The sequence below is a fragment of the Phenylobacterium sp. genome, from assembly GCF_030680185.1.
Taxonomy (GTDB): domain Bacteria; phylum Pseudomonadota; class Alphaproteobacteria; order Caulobacterales; family Caulobacteraceae; genus Phenylobacterium.
Genome location: NZ_JAUXVZ010000030.1, coordinates 141,894 through 157,867, shown reverse-complemented (window position 1 = coordinate 157,867; position 15,974 = coordinate 141,894). Strand labels below are relative to the sequence as shown.

Here is a 15,974-nt window from a genome sequence, read left to right as displayed (position 1 = left end):
TGAGCGTGGCGCGCAAGCGACCTAAGGGCGTGGTCGGGGTTGGCCTCGCCTGCCTGACCTCCACCGTACTCGGGCGCACCGAGCACGTGCCGACCTCTCAAGACTATCCCGAAAGCGTCGTCCGGCGGACCAGTTTCATGGCCGGCGGCGGCCTGGGCTGGCGGATTTCGGCCCTTGAGACGCCCCGGGAAACGCCGGCCCCCTGGAAGATCGTGGTGGTGACCGGTTCGCCCTCCTGGGCCGAGTATTGGGCGCCGGTGCTGGCCGCCCTGCCGCAGGACCGAGAGATGATCGTCGTCGATCGGCCGGGCTTTGGCGCGTCCGAGCCCGCAGACCATGTGCCGGACCTGGAGGTTCAGGCCCTGGCGCTGTCGCCGCTTCTGGAGGCCGCGCCTGGCCAGAGGATTCTGCTGGTCGGGCAATCCTATGGGGCGGCCATCGCCACCCTGATGGCGCGCCGGGGCTCGCGGCGGCTGAAGAGCCTCGTGCTGCTTTCGGGCTATTATGGCGAGCCGGGGCCTACGGCCCGTTGGCTGCTGGAGGCCGGCGCCAAGGCCATGGCCCTGATCCCGCGGGATCTTCGCCACGCCGTCCTGGAGGTCAGCGGCCAACCCGAGCGCCTGGCTCCCGTGCATGACGCCCTGCGCCGCCTGAACCTGCCGATCCACGTGGTCCATGGCGACAAGGACGACTTTGCCCCCCTGGACGCGGCCGAGCGTCTGGTGGCCGAGACCCGCTCGCGGCGGCCCATGCGGCTGGCCACGGTGGCCGGCGCCGACCATTTCATCAATGATGGTCCCGCCGAGGCCCTGCTGGCGACCCTGGAGGCGTGCATGCCCCGCCGTCGCCCGCTGCTGCCCGAAGGTCTTCGCCTGCCTGAGCTCGCCCTTCCGGACCTGGGTCGTATGTGGGCCTCGATCAATCCTGTGCGCGCGGCGACCTGACAACGCGAAAGCTGGCCGCCTCCCGGCGCCCGTTACGGGGAAAGGGACTTGGCCCCCGCGGGATGAACGGCGATAAGTCGTGCTGAAGGGAGGCTGGACACGGTCTCCTCATAACCGGCCCGATCAGCGGGCCCTCCATTGGGGAAGCACGACATGAAGGCCGCCGTTCTGCGCGAAGTGGGCAAGCCGCTTCAGATCGAAGACGTCCAGATCAACAAGCCCGGCCCGCACGAGGTGCTGATCCGCACCATGGCCGCCGGTGTCTGCCATTCCGACCTCCACTTCATCGAAGGCTCCTATCCGCACCCGCTGCCCGCGGTGCTGGGCCATGAGAGCGCCGGGATCGTCGAGCAGGTGGGCTCCGAAGTCCGCACCGTGAAGCCGGGCGACCACGTCATCACCTGCCTCTCGGCCTATTGCGGCCACTGCGAATCCTGCCTGACTGGCCGGATGAGCCTGTGCGTGTCGCCTGACACCAAGCGCGGCAAGGATGAGGAGCCGCGCCTGATGCAGAACGGCGCGGGCCTGCCGCAATTCCTGAACCTGTCGTCCTTCGCCGAGCAGATGCTGATCCACGAGCACGCCTGCGTCGCGATCCGCAAAGACATGCCCTTTGACCGCGCCGCCCTCATCGGCTGCTCGGTGACGACTGGCGTCGGCGCGGTGATCCACACCTCGAACGTCCGGCCGGGCGAGACGGTGGCGATCATCGGCTGCGGGGGCGTGGGCCTGTCGGCCATCAACGGCGCAGCCATCGCCGGGGCCGGACGGATCATCGCCATCGACATGGTCCCGGGTAAGGAAAACCTGGCCAAGGCCTTCGGCGCCACGGACTTCATCTGCGCCGCCGACGGCGATGCGGTGAAGACCGTGATCGAGATGACTCAGGGCGGCGTCCACCACGCCTTCGAGGCCATCGGCCTGGCCAAGACCGCCGAGCAGGCTTTCAACATGCTGCGCCGGGGCGGCACCGCCAACATCATCGGCATGATCCCGGTGGGGCAGACCATCAGCCTGATGGGCGCGGCCTTCCTCAGCGAGAAGCGCATTCAGGGCTCGATGATGGGGTCCAACCGTTTCCCCGTCGACATGCCCCGCCTGGTGGACTTCTACATGTCCGGCAAGCTGAAGCTCGATGACCTGGTTTCTCGCCGCCTGCGGCTCGACCAGGTCAACGAGGCGTTCGACGAGATGAAGCGCGGCGAAATCGCCCGCTCCGTCATCGTCTTCGACGCCTAGACGCACCCCTGAGGGCAGGCGGAGGTTCGCAGAGCCTCCGCCATTCCCCCATTAGGCGTGCGGCCTTGCTTGAAGGCCCGGCTATGACATTCTGCAAACTGAAGTTCGGTCAACGATGTTCCCAGGGGGGAGATCGGGCGCGGCGACAGTTCGCCAGCGACGATTCTGGGGGCGTCAGAAAGGGGCGGCGCAAGGCCGCCCCTTTTCTTATGCGCCTCTCATGCACCCACGGGCGCTGATCATTCCGGCGTAAAGAAGCCCAGCAGCGCAGGGCGCACATAGGCGGCCATCACCGTATCGACGGTGGCGTCCTCGCCCCAGTGCTCCAGCAACAGCACCGAATTGAACATCGCCATCACCAGATGGGCGCTGAGCAGGGGATCGACGGGCCGGATCGAGCCGTCGGCGATCCCGTCGCTGATGATGCCGGCGAAGGCGTTGGCGATCTGCTGGAAGCGACCGGAGATCGAACGGCGCAACTCGCCGGGCATGGCCGACAGGGCGAAGTGGCGCAGCATGCGGCCCCGCTCGCCGCTGGTCTGGTGGGCGGTCAGCGAGGCGGCGATCAGCCACAGGCGCAACCAGCCGGTTTCCTCGGCGCCGCCCCGCGTCCGCGCCTCGTCGATAAGATCAAAGGTGCGCTCGAAACAGGCCTTGGCCAGTTCATCCTTGTCGGTGTTGTGGTGGTAGAACGAGCCCTTGGTCACGTTCAGATAGGCCGAGATCTTGTCGACCGAGGCGCCGCGATAGCCTTCGCGGTTGATGATCTCGGTGGCCGCCACCAGGAAACGGTCGCGGGTCACCTCGTCGTTCAGGGCCGGCGGCGCGCCCAACTCCAACAGGGGGCGGTCGGGGCGATCCTGACCCGGCGCGGCCAGGCCGTTGATCATCACATCGGCCACCCGCTCGGCGATGCGGCCAAGGTCGCTGATGTCGTAGCCGGCGATCCAGGTGTCGGACCAGCAGAGCTGGTCCAGGATCAGGTGGGCGAGCATGTAGCGCCGCGGTCCCGTCAGCCAGGGCGCGTCGGTGGGGCGGAGCAGGCGGGCCAGGCGCTGGCGCAGGGCGCGATAGGCTTCCACCAGTTCGTCGTCTTCGGGCGCGGCGATATAGCTGATCTCGCCGAAGGGCAGCAGCCGCGGCGCCTCGCCCAGGATGATGTCCCGGCGGGTTTCGAAATAGGCCCCGACAAAGGCGCGCAGCCGGCTCTGCGGCGTGGCCTCCTGCTCGGCGACCTCCAGCATGGCGTTGAACCGCGAGAGGGTCAGCCGCATGCACTCGGCGGCCAGCTCCTCCTTGCGCTTGAAGTAGTAGGTCAGGCTGACGGGATGGAGATCCATCCGCTTGGCCACCGCAGCCAGGGTGAAGCCGCTGACGCCCTGGTCGATGAACACCTTGCAGGCCGCCGCAAGGATGGCGTCACGCCGGGCCGCATAGCGGGCGCGGGTGGTGGGGCGGGTCGCGACAGTCATGGCGCCTCCCAGTGCGACGAACACGTCACCCAACCTTAGGGGCGCACGCCAGAGTCGCAAAGCATGACGCTACGGCGCCCAATCTAGCGGCGCAGGTCGGCCAGGGCGACGGTGTCGGTCTTGGCCGCCGCCAGCTTGACGTCCTCGCCCGCCGGGCCGGCCTTGGCCAGCATGCTGTCGATGCGGGCCATCTTGGCCTTGAAGGCGTTCAGCTCGGCGCCGGCCAGAATGGTGCCCTGGGGCACCTTGGCGCCGATCGGGTTGACCCGCTGGCCGTTGCGCCAGACTTCGTAGTGGAGGTGAGGTCCGGTGGACATGCCGGTGGAGCCCACATAGGCGATCACCTGGCCCTGCTTGACCCGAACGCCCGGACGGATGCCCTTGGCGTAGCGCGAGGTGTGGGCGTAGCCGGTTTCCCAGCCATTGGCGTGGCGCAGGCGGACCCAGTTGCCATAGCCGCCCCAGCGCTTGGCTTCGACGACCACGCCGTCCCCGGCCGCGAGGATCGGCGTGCCCGTGCCGGCCCCGAAATCGACGCCTTGGTGGCTGCGGCGGAAGCCCAGCACCGGGTGACGGCGGGGACCGAAGTTGGAGGTGATGCGGGCGCCGTCGATCGGGGTGCGCAGCAGGAAGCCGCGGATGTTCTTCCCGGTCTCATCGAAATAGTCGACGTCGCCATTGTTGCGCTCGAAGCGATAGAACTTCACGCCCTTGACCTCGGCGTATTCCAGCTCGCCCGTCTCGACCACGCGGCCGGACTCGGTGACCTTGCGCTCGAAGACCAGCTTGAACTCGTCGCCGGCCTTGATGTCCCGTTGGAAGTCCAGCTTGTGGGCGAACAGCTTGACCACCTTGGAGGTGACCGAGGAGGTCGCCCCCAGCTTGGCGGCGCTTTCATAGAGCGAGCCGTGGATCTCGCCCTGGGCGACCGTGGTCTCGTTGCGGATGGCTTCTTCCATCTCGCGCAGGCGCAGGGCGCCGTCGAAGGTGCGCGACAGGGTGATCGCCGTGGCCGGGCCGGTGCGCAGGGACAGGCCGACCAGGCGGGCCTCGCCGGCCTCGCCCGTCTCGCCGCTCGGCCGGGCGATGGCGGCGTCGAAGGTCATGCCGGCCTTGATGTGAACGGTGTCCATCGCCTCGCCCAGGGTGCGGACGGCGCGGCGGGCTTCCTCGGAGGAGACGCCCGTGCGGGCCACGGCCGCCTCGAGGGTGTCGCCGGGCAGAACCTTCACCGCGACATTCTCCGGGCGGGCGAAGCCGGGCAGGGCCTCGGCCTGGGCGAAGGCCTCGTGCTGCAGCATGGCGATGGCGGCGGCGTCGAGCTTCTGCGGCACAGGCGCGGTGGCCTCGGCGGCCGTCAGCTTCCAGCCCAGCGCCAGGGCGCAGATGCCGCCAATCCCGACCATCAGGCGGGGCGTATAGCGCAGGGTAGGCCGTCTCGGATCGAACTCTTGCATCGTGCCCCCGGATTCCAACGACGCCACAGTCTGGGTCAACAGCGACCCGACACGACGGGATACAGCGAGTGGTAGGCTACGCCAGGGTCGTGTCATGCGGTTAACCGTTGGTAACTTTAGGAACATTGGTCGTTTTGTCGCGTCTTGGCGCGCCAGGGGAGAACCCGGTCGCCTCAACGCTGAATCTATTCACAGCAGGTTCAGAACCTGCTCGGCTGGACGGCACAGGGCCGCGCCCTTGCCGGTGGAGACGATGGGGCGGTTCACCAGGATCGGATCGCGGATCATGGCCGCGATGATCGCCTCGTCGGAGGCGGCCGGATCGGTGAGGCCAAGCTCGGCCGCGCGCGTCCCGCGTTCGCGAAGCAGGGCGCGAACGCCGCCGCCGGAACGATCTGCGAGGTCTTGCAGTTGTTCCTTCGTCCAGCCGGTCTTGAGATATTCGACGACGGTCGGCTCGACACCCTTTTCGCGCAGCAGCGCCAGGGTGTTACGCGAAGTTCCGCAGGCGGGGTTGTGATAGATCACCACGTCGGGTCGGCTCATGCTCAACCGATAGCCGAGCGCGCGCGTCGAACCAAGCTTCGCTTCACCAGGAAAACGCCTTTTCGCCTCGCGTAATGAGGGAATCCGACGTGTCGAAGGCCATGACCTTTGGGGGTCTTGGCGGCAGGGGCGTTGCGCTCGTGGGCCAGGACTCGGTGATGGCGCCATAGCGCACCTCCAGCCGTCCCTGCGCAGCGACCGGCGTAAAGCTGATCTGCAGGGGCTGGGTGTCGCCCGTCCAGCTCAGGCGGGCCCAGGCCCCGGGAGCGCCGAACAGGGGGGCGGGTTGGCCATTGAGCCGCACGTCGCCGACTTCGCCTGTCACGCGAACATCCATGACCAGGATCCGCGCCGCTGGGGGCGCCGCGGCGGAGAACACCAGCCGCCCGCCCCCGCCATCCAGCTCAAGGCTGGGCGACGGCAGATTCAGCATCGGCGCCGGGGTCGCCCAGACCGGCCCCCGGGGAAGCGGCGGAGCTTCGAGGCGCGGCACGTCGCCGTCGGGCGCATTCAAGGCGCGGCGGCTCCAGTCGGAGAGGGTGGGGGCGGCCTCGACGCGATAGGCCTTATCGGCGGTCTGATCGACCAGGTAGTAGGCCAGGGTGGCGCGGGGGTGGCGCTCGGACCATGGCGGATCGACCCGCATCAGCGCCAATAGGGCGAGGCCTGAGCCCAACACCAGCAGGGCGGTGACCCGTCCCGCGCCGCCGATCTTGGGGTGCGCGAAGGGCCACAGGAAAAAGGCGGCCAGCCAGGCGGTCAGGGCCAGCAGCTCAACCATGTCCAGGCTGACGAACACGGCATGGGCCATGCCGGCCAGCCAGCCGAGGCCGGCCCCGCACAGGATGATCAGGGCCAGGCGAAGCCCCAGGGGACGTCGCTCCCCGAGCCCGCTGAGGGCCGCGGCGCCGGCGGCCACGAGCATCGGCCAGGCAATCAGGAAGGCGGTCGTGGGCGCCAGAATCTGGAGAGCGATCGCGCCAGCGACGCCGCTCGCCAGCAGGCCCACCCAGGCGCTGCTCCGCTCGGCCGCCCGGCCGAAGGCGGCCAGGGCGATGACGGCGGCGGTCACGCCCAGGGCCAAGCCCACAAGGTCCCAGTCGCCGAAGATCTGACATCCCAGGGCCGCCGCCAGGGGCGCGAGGGCGGTGGTCAGGCGCATGCCGCCCTTGGCGAGCGCCGCCGCCGCCAGCAGCACGACCCCGAGGGCCAGCAGGATCAGCACCGCCTCGAAGCGCGCCGCCTGGGCCAGCAGAAGATGCTGTTCCAAGAATCCGAAGCCGGCGCCGCTGGCTCGGCGGGCGAACCGCAGCACGATCGCGCCGGCGACCAGAACATAGAGCCCGGCCAGGACGCCCTGGCCGGCGTCGAGCCAGCGCAAGGGCGTACTGCTTTTCCGTGCCTGGAGGCCGGCCAGGGTCAGGAGCAGGATCGCGGCGGCGATCACCGCCCAGCCGACGACGGGCGGATAGGCCAGCATGTGGCCGGCAAAGGTCCTGGCGTAGACGCGGTTCGGTCCCTGGCCGGGCAGGGTGTCGGAATAAGCCACCGCGACGGCCGCCGCCAATGACTGATCGCCCAGGTCCTGGACCGAGCGCGCCGACAGGTTCTCAACGGTCGATGTCGGGCTGTGATAGTCGAACTGGCGGCCGACAAAGGCGTAGTTCAGGCCGGGAATTCCCTGACGCCGCGGAACCGAGAAATCGGTGTCGTTGGGCATCTGCTCATAGGCGAACACCGCCAAGGCGTTGGACGGCGATCCCGGCGAGGTGCGGATGAACAGGTCGATGGTGGGGCCGTTGTCGGGGCCGGTCTCGAACATGTTGGCCCGCCCGGCCGAGCCGCGCGCCTCCATGTTGATGACGAAGCCGATGCGCGCGGCCAGGGGATCGTTCTGGAAGAAGGCCTGGGCGCCCAGCAGGCCCGCCTCTTCGCCATCGGTCATGATCAGGACCACGTCGCGCTCAGGCTGACCACGGGCGCGGAAGGCGCGGACGATCTCGAGCGCCGCAGCGACGCCGGCGGCGTCGTCGGCCGCGCCGGGGGAGCCGGCGACGCTGTCATAGTGCGCCATCAGTCCCAGGGCCGGCGCCGCGGGGTCTCGTCCCGGCAGGACGCCGATGACGTTCTCGACCCGTCCGCCCGACATGTTGGTCCGTCCCGAATAGACGCGGGAGCTGAAGGGACGGTCCACGACGACCCTGGGCGACAGGCCCAGGGCGGCCATGCGGCTGGTCAGGTGATCGCGCACCGCGAAGTTGGCCGGGGTCCCCGTGGGATGGGGGGCGCGTGCGATGACCTTGATGTCTTCGAAGGCTCGGGCGCTGGAGAAGGCCTCGGCCGGGGCGTCGGCCGGCAAGGGACGCGGGCCCTGTTCCCCAAGCCAGCCCAAGGCCAGCGCCAGGGCCAGGCAGGCCGCCAGGGCGATGGTGCGTTCCATGCGTCACGTCCTCGCGCTCGTCCGGCGGGAACCCTAGCCGTTTTACGCGGCATGGCTACGCTCTCTCGCCCCCGCCGCGAGGGAGGCGAACGCAAAAACGCCCGCCGGAGGAGCGGCGGGCGTTTGAAGTGCGACGTCTCAGAAGCGCTGGTCTCGGCCTCAGGCCGCGACGGCGGACTCCTGCGGGTCGCGCAGCACATAGCCACGGCCCCAGACGGTCTCGATGTGATGCTTGCCTTCAGCCGCCGCGGCCAGCTTCTTGCGCAGCTTGCAGATGAAGACGTCGATGATCTTCAGTTCGGGCTCGTCCATGCCGCCATAAAGGTGGTTCAGGAACATTTCCTTGGTGAGCGTGGTGCCCTTCCGAAGGGAGAGCAGCTCAAGCATCTGGTATTCCTTGCCGGTCAGATGAACGCGCGAGCCGTTCACCTCCACCGTCTTGGCGTCCAGATTGACCAGGATGTCGCCGGTCCGGATGACCGACTGGGCGTGGCCCTTGGAGCGACGGACCACCGCATGGATTCGGGCGATCAGTTCGTCCTTGTGGAAAGGCTTGGTCATGTAGTCGTCGCCGCCGGCGCCGAACGTCTTGACCTTAGTGTCGATCTCGGCCGTGCCCGAAAGGATCATGACCGGGGTGTTGATCTTGCCGACCCGCAGGGTGCGCAGCACGTCCATGCCGCTCATATCGGGCAGGTTCAGGTCGAGCAGGATGAGGTCGTAGTCGTAGATCTTGCCCAGATCGACGCCTTCCTCGCCCAGATCGGTCGTATAGACGTTGAAGCCTTCTGACTTCAGCATCAGTTCGATGCTCTGCGCCGTGGCGCTGTCATCCTCAATCAATAGAACGCGCATGAGTCCCTCCTCGAACGACAGCGCAGCTTGATGGTCGGCACATTCACAGCCACCTCAAGCCCTCCCGGTAATCTTGCGGGCGAGTTAATTTAAGACCGGTTAATAGTGAAAGGCCTCTGAGCAATTCGTTAATCCGATTTCAGAATCAGAGGAAGGCCGCGGCCGCGGCGGCGAGTCGCGGTCCAGTTGAATCTTTCGTGATTGGACGGGGGCGGCGAACGCTGAATCGCGGTCGCTGGTCCGGCGTTGGCGCCGTTTTGGGGGAACAGGACCGAACCCAGGCCGTTGGAACAGGCAAGCCCGCCCATCGAAAACGCAAGGATTTGCCATGCCCGCCAAGCTGAAGCCCCTGTCCGAACAGGTCATCGTGATCACCGGGGCCTCCTCCGGCATCGGTCTGGCGACGGCGCGCAAGGCGGCCAAGGCCGGAGCGGCGGTCGTGCTGGCCGCGCGGAACGAGGAAGCGTTAAAGGCCATCGCCGAGGATATTAACGTCGCGGGCGGCCGAGCCCATGCGGTGGCGGGCGATGTGGGCGATCCGGCCGACGTGGAAACCATCGCCCGGGCGGCGATCGCCCGGTTCGGGGGCTTCGACACCTGGATCAACGACGCCGGCGTCGGTCTCTACGGAAATTCGGACGAGGTTCCCATCGAGGATCACGAGCGTCTGTTCCGCACCAACTATTTCGGCGTGGTCAATGGATCGCTGGAAGCGGTGAAGCATCTCAAGAGCCGTCGCTCGGGCGGGGCGATCATTAATGTCGGCTCGGTGCTTTCGGACGTCGCCGTGCCCCTGATGGGGGCCTATGCGGCCTCCAAGCACGCGGTGAAGGGCTTCACCGACGCCCTGAGGATGGAACTCGCCCGGGCCAAGACCCCTGTCAGCGTCACCCTCATCAAGCCCAGCAGCATCTCCACGCCGTTTGCGGACCATGCGCGCAACTACATGGACAAGGCGCCCCGCGTGCCGCCGCCGGTCTATGCGCCGGACGTGGTGGCCGACGCGATCCTCTATGCTGCGGTCCATCCCGTGCGCCACCTGACGGTCGGCGCGGGCGGTCGGCAGATGGCGCTGCTGGGCGGCGGCGCGCCGGGCGTGGCCGACAAGCTGTTCGCCTTCGCCATACCCAAGCTGTCCAAGCGCAAGGGCGAGAAGCCGCTGCGCGACAATCTCTATGAGGCCGGCGTCGATGGCCGCTCGCGCACCGACGCCTATGGGGGCCGACGCTTCAGCGTCTACACCCGGGCTCAGCAGCATCCCGGCCTGGTCCTGGGGGTCGGCGCCCTGGCCCTGATCGCCACGGCGGCCTATCTCGGCCGTGGCCCCATCGCCCGCAACGCCCGTCCCCTCGCGGCCAGGGTGGCGCGGCCCGTGGTCGCACGCGCGGCCATGCGCCGCCCGTTGACGACGGCGAAACTCGCTGTGCGCCATCCCCGCAAGGCTTTGCGCCTCGCCGGCGCCCTGCGCTGAGGTCAGGCGAGGCCCAGCGTTAAGCCTGGGCGTTCACCAATCTTCACGCGAGATTAAGCCCAGCAGGCGACCCTGGAAATCAGTGATTTCCGGGGGCCAACCTTGCGTAGTCTCGTCGCCGCCGTCGAGCGTATCGATCCTCTGACTGTCTCCGGCCGCGTGGCCGCCGTGAACGGGCTTCTCATCGAGGCCCGCGGCGGGGTGACGCGTCTGGCCGTCGGCGCCCGCGCCGAGATCGAACGTCGTGGCGATACGCCCCTGCCGGCCGAGGTGGTCGGCTTCCGCGACGCCCGCGCCCTGCTGATGCCGTTCGGCCCCGTCGAAGGCGTGGCGCCGGGCGCCGAAATCCGTATCGAGCCCGGCGGCTCCACGGTGCGCCCCACCAAGGCCTGGCTTGGCCGCATCATTGACGCCTTTGGCCAGCCGATCGACGGCAAGGGGCCGCTGCCCCAGGGGATGGCCGCCTATCCGCTGCGCGCGCCGCCCCCGCCGGCCCATGCCCGTGACCGGGTGGGGGCGCGGCTGGATCTGGGCGTGCGCTCCATGAACGTCTTCACCACCTGCTGCCGCGGCCAGCGTCTGGGGGTCTTTGCGGGCTCCGGCGTCGGCAAGTCGGTGCTGCTGTCCATGCTCGCCCGCAACGCCGACTGCGACGCCGTGGTCGTCGGCCTGATCGGCGAACGGGGCCGGGAAGTCCGCGAGTTCATCGAGGAGACCCTGGGCGAAGAGGGGCTCAAGCGCGCCATCGTCGTGGTCGCCACCTCCGACGAGCCGGCCCTGAAGCGCCGCCAGGCGGCCTATATGACGCTCGCCATCGCCGAATATCTTCGCGACCAGGATATGGAAGTCCTCTGCCTGATGGACTCCGTCACCCGCTTCGCCATGGCGCAGCGCGAGATCGGCCTGGCCGCCGGCGAGCCGCCGACCACAAAGGGCTACACCCCCACCGTCTTCACCGAACTGCCCAAGCTGCTGGAGCGGGCGGGGCCGGGTCCCATCCGACCGGACGGAACGCGCGCTGGGCCGATCACCGGGCTCTTCACCGTGCTGGTCGACGGGGACGACCATAACGAGCCGATCGCCGACGCGGTGCGAGGCATCCTGGACGGGCACATCGTCATGGAGCGGGCCATCGCCGAGCGCGGCCGCTTCCCGGCCATCAACGTGCTGAAATCCATCAGCCGGACCATGCCCGGCTGCCATCAGCCGCATGAGCGCCAGATCGTCACCGCCGCCCGCCAGACCCTGTCGGCCTACGCCAATATGGAAGAGCTGATCCGCATCGGCGCCTATCGGCCGGGCTCCGACCCGCAGGTGGATATGGCCATCGCCCTCAATCCCGCCCTTGAGGCCTTTCTCGGCCAGGACAAGGACGACACCACCAGCCTCGATGACTCCTTCGCGGCCCTGGCCCACATCCTGGAAGGCGCCGCCGCATGAGTTGGGCCCAGTCCCTCGTCAAGCTCTCCACCTATGAGGTCGAGGTGCTGCAAAAGCGCATGGGGGAGATCGCCCAGCGCCGCAACGACGCCGAGATGCGCCTCCTGATGCTGGAGGCCGAAAGCGAAGCCGAGACCCATAACGCCCGCATGAGCGCCGAGGCCGGCATGTACCTCATCGGATTCCAGGACGGCCTTCGGGCGCGCAGGACCGCCATCCTGTCCGAACTCGCCGACCTGGCCCTGGAAGAGCAAGGCGCCCGCGACGCGCTGAACGGCGCCTTCGAAGAGCAGAAGAAGTACGAGCAGGTGGCCGAGGAGATCCGGGTGACGCGTCTGCGCGAACTGGCCCGCCGCGACGCCGCGGTGATGGACGAGATGGGCCTGCGCCGGGCCGCAGGCGCCCGGTGATCCTGCCCTCGTCCCTCTATGGCTTCAGCCGGCGGGGCTTTCTGGGCTCGGCCCTGGCGCTCGGCGCCTGCCAGCCGGCCGCCCAGTCGCAGACCCCGGTGGCCGCCCTGCCGCCGCTGAAATCCATCGCGCCCTTTCCCGTCGGAACCGCGGTCCAGGCGGGCCATCTCAACGACCCGGCGCTCGCCCGGCTGATCGTCGCCCAGGCCTCCCAGCTCACGCCCGAGTGGGAGATGAAGATGGAGTACATCGTCCGCGACGATGGGACCTTCCGCTTCGAGGCGCCGGACGCCATCGCCGCCTTCGCCCGCACCCACGGCCTGGGGCTCTTTGGCCACACCCTGGTCTGGTACGCTCAGACCTCTCCGGCCTTCGAGCGGCTGGACGAAGGCCGGGTGAGCTTCGCCCAGGCCTATCGTAACTATATCCATGCCGTGGTCGGGCGCTATCGGGGCCAGGCGGTGGGCTGGGACGTGGTCAATGAGGCCGTCGCCGAGGACGGCGAGGGCTGGCGCGACAGCCTCTGGAGCCAGAGGCTCGGCGCCTTCGACCACATGGTGCTGGCCTTCCAGAACGCCCGGGAGGCCGACCCGAACGCCCGGCTGTTTCTGAACGACTACAATCTCGAACTGCTGCCGAAGAAACGCTCCACCTTCCTGCGGCTGGTGGAGCGGCTGCTGGCGGCGGGCGCGCCCCTCGACGGGGTCGGCACCCAGACCCACGTGGCCGCCGACCAGACGCCGGGCGAGATGGCGCGCACGGTGGCCGAACTCGCCCAGTTCGGCCTGTTGGTCCATGTCTCGGAATTCGATGTTTCGATCAGTCGCGCCCAGGGCTTGATACCCAACCGCGCCGATCTGGAGCGGCGCCAGGCGGCGCTCTATGGCGAAGCCGCCGAGGCCTTCATGGCCCTGCCGCCGCAGCAGCGTTTCGCTTTCAGCTTCTGGGGCCTGCGCGACAGCGAGTCCTGGCTCAAGCGCGAGGACGCCAGCGACACGCCTTTGCCGTTCACCGCTTCGGGGGAGCCGAAGGTCGCAGCGGCCGCCTGGGCGAAGCAGATCGGCCTCTGACCGCCCCTTGCGGCTTTACATGCCAGGCTGGGGCGGACGCGGCGCCGTCGTGCGGGCTGGCGCGGCGCGTTCGGCGTCGGCCTGCTGGCGCAGCACGTGCAGGTCGTCGCTCAGGCGGAAGATGGCCACATAGAATTCGCAGAACGAGCGCCACAGCAGCACCAGGGCGCCGACAACCAGCAGCCCGGCCACCAGCACGGGAATGGCGAGCATCAGGCCCATGACGCTGTCTTCGCGCAGGGCCACGCCGACGGCCGCGCCGATCGTGCCGAATGCCCCCAGGGCGATGACGCCCAGACCCGCCCAATAGATCAGGTGAATGACCGTATTGGTCATCAGCCGGTCGAAGGTGAGGAGGTCCCAGAACAGGGACGCGCCGGCGCCGCGCTTCGATCGGGATTTGCTGGCCATTCGTCATCCACGCATTTCAGGACTTGATCGCGTCCCGGCGGCAAACCGCTACCAGCCGAAGACGTTCCCGGCAACTTTGGAAAAGCGCCGCCGTGGCGCGCCCACGTCACGCCTCAGATCGTACCCAGGGTTTTCAGGCGGGCGCGGGGGTGGACCTCGTTCTGGCTCATCACCGGGGTCTGGCCGCGGAAGCGCTCGATGATCGAGCGCACATAGGGGCGGATGGCCGGGCTGGTCAGCAGGACCGGCGACTCCCCCGACAGGGCGGCGCGCTCGAAGACCTCGCGCACGCCGCGGATGAACTCCTGCAGGCGCGACGGCGCCAGGGCGAGCTGCTTCTCCTCGCCGGGTCCGATCAGGGCGTCGCTGAAGGCGTTCTCCCATTCCGGCGACAGGGTGACGATGGGCAGGGCGCCGTCGTCGCCGCGATAGGCGTAGGAGAGTTGGCGAGCCAGCCTGCCGCGGACCTGCTCCACCAGCATGGCCACGGAACTGGTGTGCGGCGCAGCCTCGCCGATGCCTTCCAGGATGGCCGGCAGATCGCGGATCGAGACCCGCTCGCGCAGCAGGGCCTGCAGCACCCGCTGGACGGTGGTGGCGGTGACGGTGGCCGGGATCAGGTCGTCCACCAGCTTCTTCTGCTCGGCCGGCAGGTCCTTCAGCAGCTTCTGCACCTCGGCATAGGACAGGAGCTCGGCCATGTTGTCCTTGAGGATCTCGGTCAGGTGGGTGGTCAGCACCGTGGCCGGATCGACGATGGTGTAGCCGCGGAAGGTGGCTTCTTCTCGCAGGGCGTCGTCGATCCAGGTGGCGGGCAGGCCGAAGGCGGGCTCGCGCATGTGCTCGCCGGGGATTTCCACCTGGCCGCCCCGGGGGTCCATGGCCATCAGCGAGCCCAGGCGCACCTCGCCCTCGCCGGCCTCCAGTTCCTTGATGCGGATGCAATAGCCCTGGGAGGGCAGGCGCATATTGTCGAGGATGCGGACCGAGGGCATGACGAAGCCGTACTCCGACGCCAGCGTCCGGCGCAGGGCGCGGATCTGGTCGGTCAGCCGGCGGCCCTCCAGGTCGTTGATCAGGGGCAGGAGGCCATAGCCGAGCTCGATCTTCACCTCGTCGATGGCGAGCGTCTCGCTGATCGGTTCTTCCTGCGGTTCGGTGGCCTGCTCCATCACGGGGGGCGGCTCGGGCTCCAGGGATTTCCGCCCGCGGTAATAGGCCAGGGCGCCGGCTCCGATCGCCACCGCGGCGAAGGGCAGGACCGGCATCCCCGGGATCACGGCCAGCACGCCCGAGGAGGCGGCCACCATACCCAGGCCCACCGGGTTCATGGCCAGCTGCGCCACCAGCGCCTTGTCGGCCGAGCCCTCGACGCCGGCCTTGGAAACCAGGAAGCCCGCGGCGATGGAGATGATCAGGGCCGGGATCTGGCTGACCAGGCCGTCGCCGATGGTCATGATCGTATAGGAGGCGGCCGCCTGGCCGACCGGCAGGCCGTGCTGCAGCACACCGATCAGAATGCCGCCGAGAATGTTCACGGCCACGATGATCAGGCCGGCGATGGCGTCGCCGCGGACGAATTTCGAGGCGCCGTCCATGGCCCCGAAGAAGGTCGATTCCTGCTCCAGCTCCTTACGCCGACGCTTGGCCTCGACCTCGTCGATCATGCCGGCCGAGAGGTCGGCGTCGATGGCCATCTGCTTGCCGGGCATGGCGTCGAGGGTGAAGCGGGCCGCCACCTCGGCGATCCGGCCGGACCCCTTGCTGATGACCACGAAGTTCACGATCACCAGGATCATGAAGACGATCACCCCGATGACGAAGTTGCCGCCCATCATCAGGTTGCCGAAGCCCTCGATGATCTTGCCGGCGCCTTCGGTGCCCTCGTGGCCATGGCCGAGGATCAACCGGGTGGAGCCGATGTTCAGCCCCAGGCGATAGAGGGTGGTGACCAGCAGCACCGTCGGAAAGGCGCTGAACTCCAGCGGCTTCTTGATCAGCAGCGAGGTCATCAGGATCAGGACCGAGCTGGTGATGGAGAGCACCAGCAGGGCGTCGAGCAGGATCGCCGGAATCGGCAGGATCAGCAGGACGATGATGCTCACCGCCCCAAGCGCCAGGGCGACTTCCCCGCGGGCCAGCCAGCCCAGCATCTCGCGGGCGGTGGGCGCCGGGGCGCGGGCGCTGGGAAGGTCGGCCATCAGCTGCTCTCTTTACTC

At 68.4% G+C, this 15,974-nt stretch carries 13 protein-coding genes; 6 read left to right on the top strand and 7 right to left on the bottom strand.

The annotated features are described in order from the left end of the window. The first annotated feature begins 5 nt into the window (after positions 1-5). Positions 6-944, top strand: a complete 939-nt coding sequence (locus Q8L83_RS06620) for an alpha/beta fold hydrolase (RefSeq protein WP_305285527.1) — start codon at positions 6-8, stop codon at positions 942-944. A gap of 153 nt (positions 945-1,097) precedes the next feature. After that, the gene (locus Q8L83_RS06615; RefSeq protein ID WP_305285526.1) at positions 1,098-2,183 is read left to right on the top strand and encodes a Zn-dependent alcohol dehydrogenase; all 1,086 of its coding nucleotides are present in this window, start codon (positions 1,098-1,100) and stop codon (positions 2,181-2,183) included. A gap of 239 nt (positions 2,184-2,422) precedes the next feature. Here the strand turns inward: Q8L83_RS06615 and Q8L83_RS06610 are convergent, their stop codons facing one another. From Q8L83_RS06610 to ctrA, 5 genes are all read right to left on the bottom strand, one after another. Next, complete coding sequence (locus Q8L83_RS06610) at positions 2,423-3,655, bottom strand: TetR/AcrR family transcriptional regulator (protein WP_305285525.1); 1,233 nt, start codon at positions 3,653-3,655, stop codon at positions 2,423-2,425. Positions 3,656-3,738: 83 nt separating this feature from the next. Continuing rightward, positions 3,739-5,112: a peptidoglycan DD-metalloendopeptidase family protein gene (locus Q8L83_RS06605; protein ID WP_305285524.1), complete on the bottom strand. Its 1,374-nt coding sequence runs from the start codon at positions 5,110-5,112 to the stop codon at positions 3,739-3,741. Positions 5,113-5,301: 189 nt separating this feature from the next. Then, positions 5,302-5,658 carry an arsenate reductase (glutaredoxin) gene (arsC, locus tag Q8L83_RS06600; RefSeq protein WP_305285523.1) on the bottom strand — a complete coding sequence of 119 codons (357 nt, stop codon included), beginning with the start codon at positions 5,656-5,658 and terminating at the stop codon, positions 5,302-5,304. A 43-nt stretch (positions 5,659-5,701) separates the two neighbouring features. Then, complete coding sequence (locus Q8L83_RS06595) at positions 5,702-8,098, bottom strand: M20/M25/M40 family metallo-hydrolase (RefSeq protein ID WP_305285522.1); 2,397 nt, start codon at positions 8,096-8,098, stop codon at positions 5,702-5,704. 159 nt (positions 8,099-8,257) lie between these two features. Beyond that, the gene (gene ctrA / locus Q8L83_RS06590; protein ID WP_305285521.1) at positions 8,258-8,953 is read right to left on the bottom strand and encodes a response regulator transcription factor CtrA; all 696 of its coding nucleotides are present in this window, start codon (positions 8,951-8,953) and stop codon (positions 8,258-8,260) included. 328 nt (positions 8,954-9,281) lie between these two features. Between ctrA and Q8L83_RS06585 the strand changes: the two genes are divergently transcribed. The 4 genes from Q8L83_RS06585 to Q8L83_RS06570 all read left to right on the top strand — a co-directional run bounded on the left by Q8L83_RS06585 (position 9,282) and on the right by Q8L83_RS06570 (position 13,344). Further along, the gene (locus Q8L83_RS06585; RefSeq protein WP_305285520.1) at positions 9,282-10,424 is read left to right on the top strand and encodes an SDR family oxidoreductase; all 1,143 of its coding nucleotides are present in this window, start codon (positions 9,282-9,284) and stop codon (positions 10,422-10,424) included. Positions 10,425-10,526: 102 nt separating this feature from the next. Beyond that, a complete protein-coding gene (gene fliI / locus Q8L83_RS06580) occupies positions 10,527-11,864 on the top strand; it encodes a flagellar protein export ATPase FliI (protein WP_305285519.1) in 1,338 nt (445 codons plus the stop codon). Beyond that, the gene (locus tag Q8L83_RS06575; RefSeq protein WP_305285518.1) at positions 11,861-12,274 is read left to right on the top strand and encodes a flagellar FliJ family protein; all 414 of its coding nucleotides are present in this window, start codon (positions 11,861-11,863) and stop codon (positions 12,272-12,274) included. The genes fliI and Q8L83_RS06575 overlap by 4 nt, the downstream gene beginning before the upstream one ends. Beyond that, on the top strand, positions 12,271-13,344 hold the full coding sequence (locus Q8L83_RS06570) for an endo-1,4-beta-xylanase (protein WP_305285517.1): 1,074 nt from the start codon (positions 12,271-12,273) through the stop codon (positions 13,342-13,344). Before Q8L83_RS06575 ends, Q8L83_RS06570 begins: the two co-directional genes overlap by 4 nt. Positions 13,345-13,359: 15 nt before the next feature. On the opposite strand, the gene Q8L83_RS06565 is transcribed toward Q8L83_RS06570, so the two are convergent. Then, on the bottom strand, positions 13,360-13,755 hold the full coding sequence (locus Q8L83_RS06565; RefSeq protein WP_305285516.1) for a DUF4282 domain-containing protein: 396 nt from the start codon (positions 13,753-13,755) through the stop codon (positions 13,360-13,362). Positions 13,756-13,868: 113 nt separating this feature from the next. Then, complete coding sequence (gene flhA / locus Q8L83_RS06560) at positions 13,869-15,956, bottom strand: flagellar biosynthesis protein FlhA (RefSeq protein WP_305285515.1); 2,088 nt, start codon at positions 15,954-15,956, stop codon at positions 13,869-13,871. Positions 15,957-15,974: the final 18 nt, after the last annotated feature.

What these genes read in the sequence shown, in the direction of transcription:
- Q8L83_RS06615 (WP_305285526.1), top strand. Translation starts at nt 1,098, where the DNA reads ATGAAGGCCGCCGTTCTGCGCGAAGTGGGCAAGCCGCTTCAGATCGAA.
- Q8L83_RS06610 (WP_305285525.1), bottom strand. Translation starts at nt 3,655, where the DNA reads ATGACTGTCGCGACCCGCCCCACCACCCGCGCCCGCTATGCGGCCCGG.
- Q8L83_RS06605 (WP_305285524.1), bottom strand. Translation starts at nt 5,112, where the DNA reads ATGCAAGAGTTCGATCCGAGACGGCCTACCCTGCGCTATACGCCCCGC.
- arsC (WP_305285523.1), bottom strand. Translation starts at nt 5,658, where the DNA reads ATGAGCCGACCCGACGTGGTGATCTATCACAACCCCGCCTGCGGAACT.
- Q8L83_RS06595 (WP_305285522.1), bottom strand. Translation starts at nt 8,098, where the DNA reads ATGGAACGCACCATCGCCCTGGCGGCCTGCCTGGCCCTGGCGCTGGCC.
- ctrA (WP_305285521.1), bottom strand. Translation starts at nt 8,953, where the DNA reads ATGCGCGTTCTATTGATTGAGGATGACAGCGCCACGGCGCAGAGCATC.
- Q8L83_RS06585 (WP_305285520.1), top strand. Translation starts at nt 9,282, where the DNA reads ATGCCCGCCAAGCTGAAGCCCCTGTCCGAACAGGTCATCGTGATCACC.
- Q8L83_RS06575 (WP_305285518.1), top strand. Translation starts at nt 11,861, where the DNA reads ATGAGTTGGGCCCAGTCCCTCGTCAAGCTCTCCACCTATGAGGTCGAG.
- Q8L83_RS06565 (WP_305285516.1), bottom strand. Translation starts at nt 13,755, where the DNA reads ATGGCCAGCAAATCCCGATCGAAGCGCGGCGCCGGCGCGTCCCTGTTC.
- flhA (WP_305285515.1), bottom strand. Translation starts at nt 15,956, where the DNA reads ATGGCCGACCTTCCCAGCGCCCGCGCCCCGGCGCCCACCGCCCGCGAG.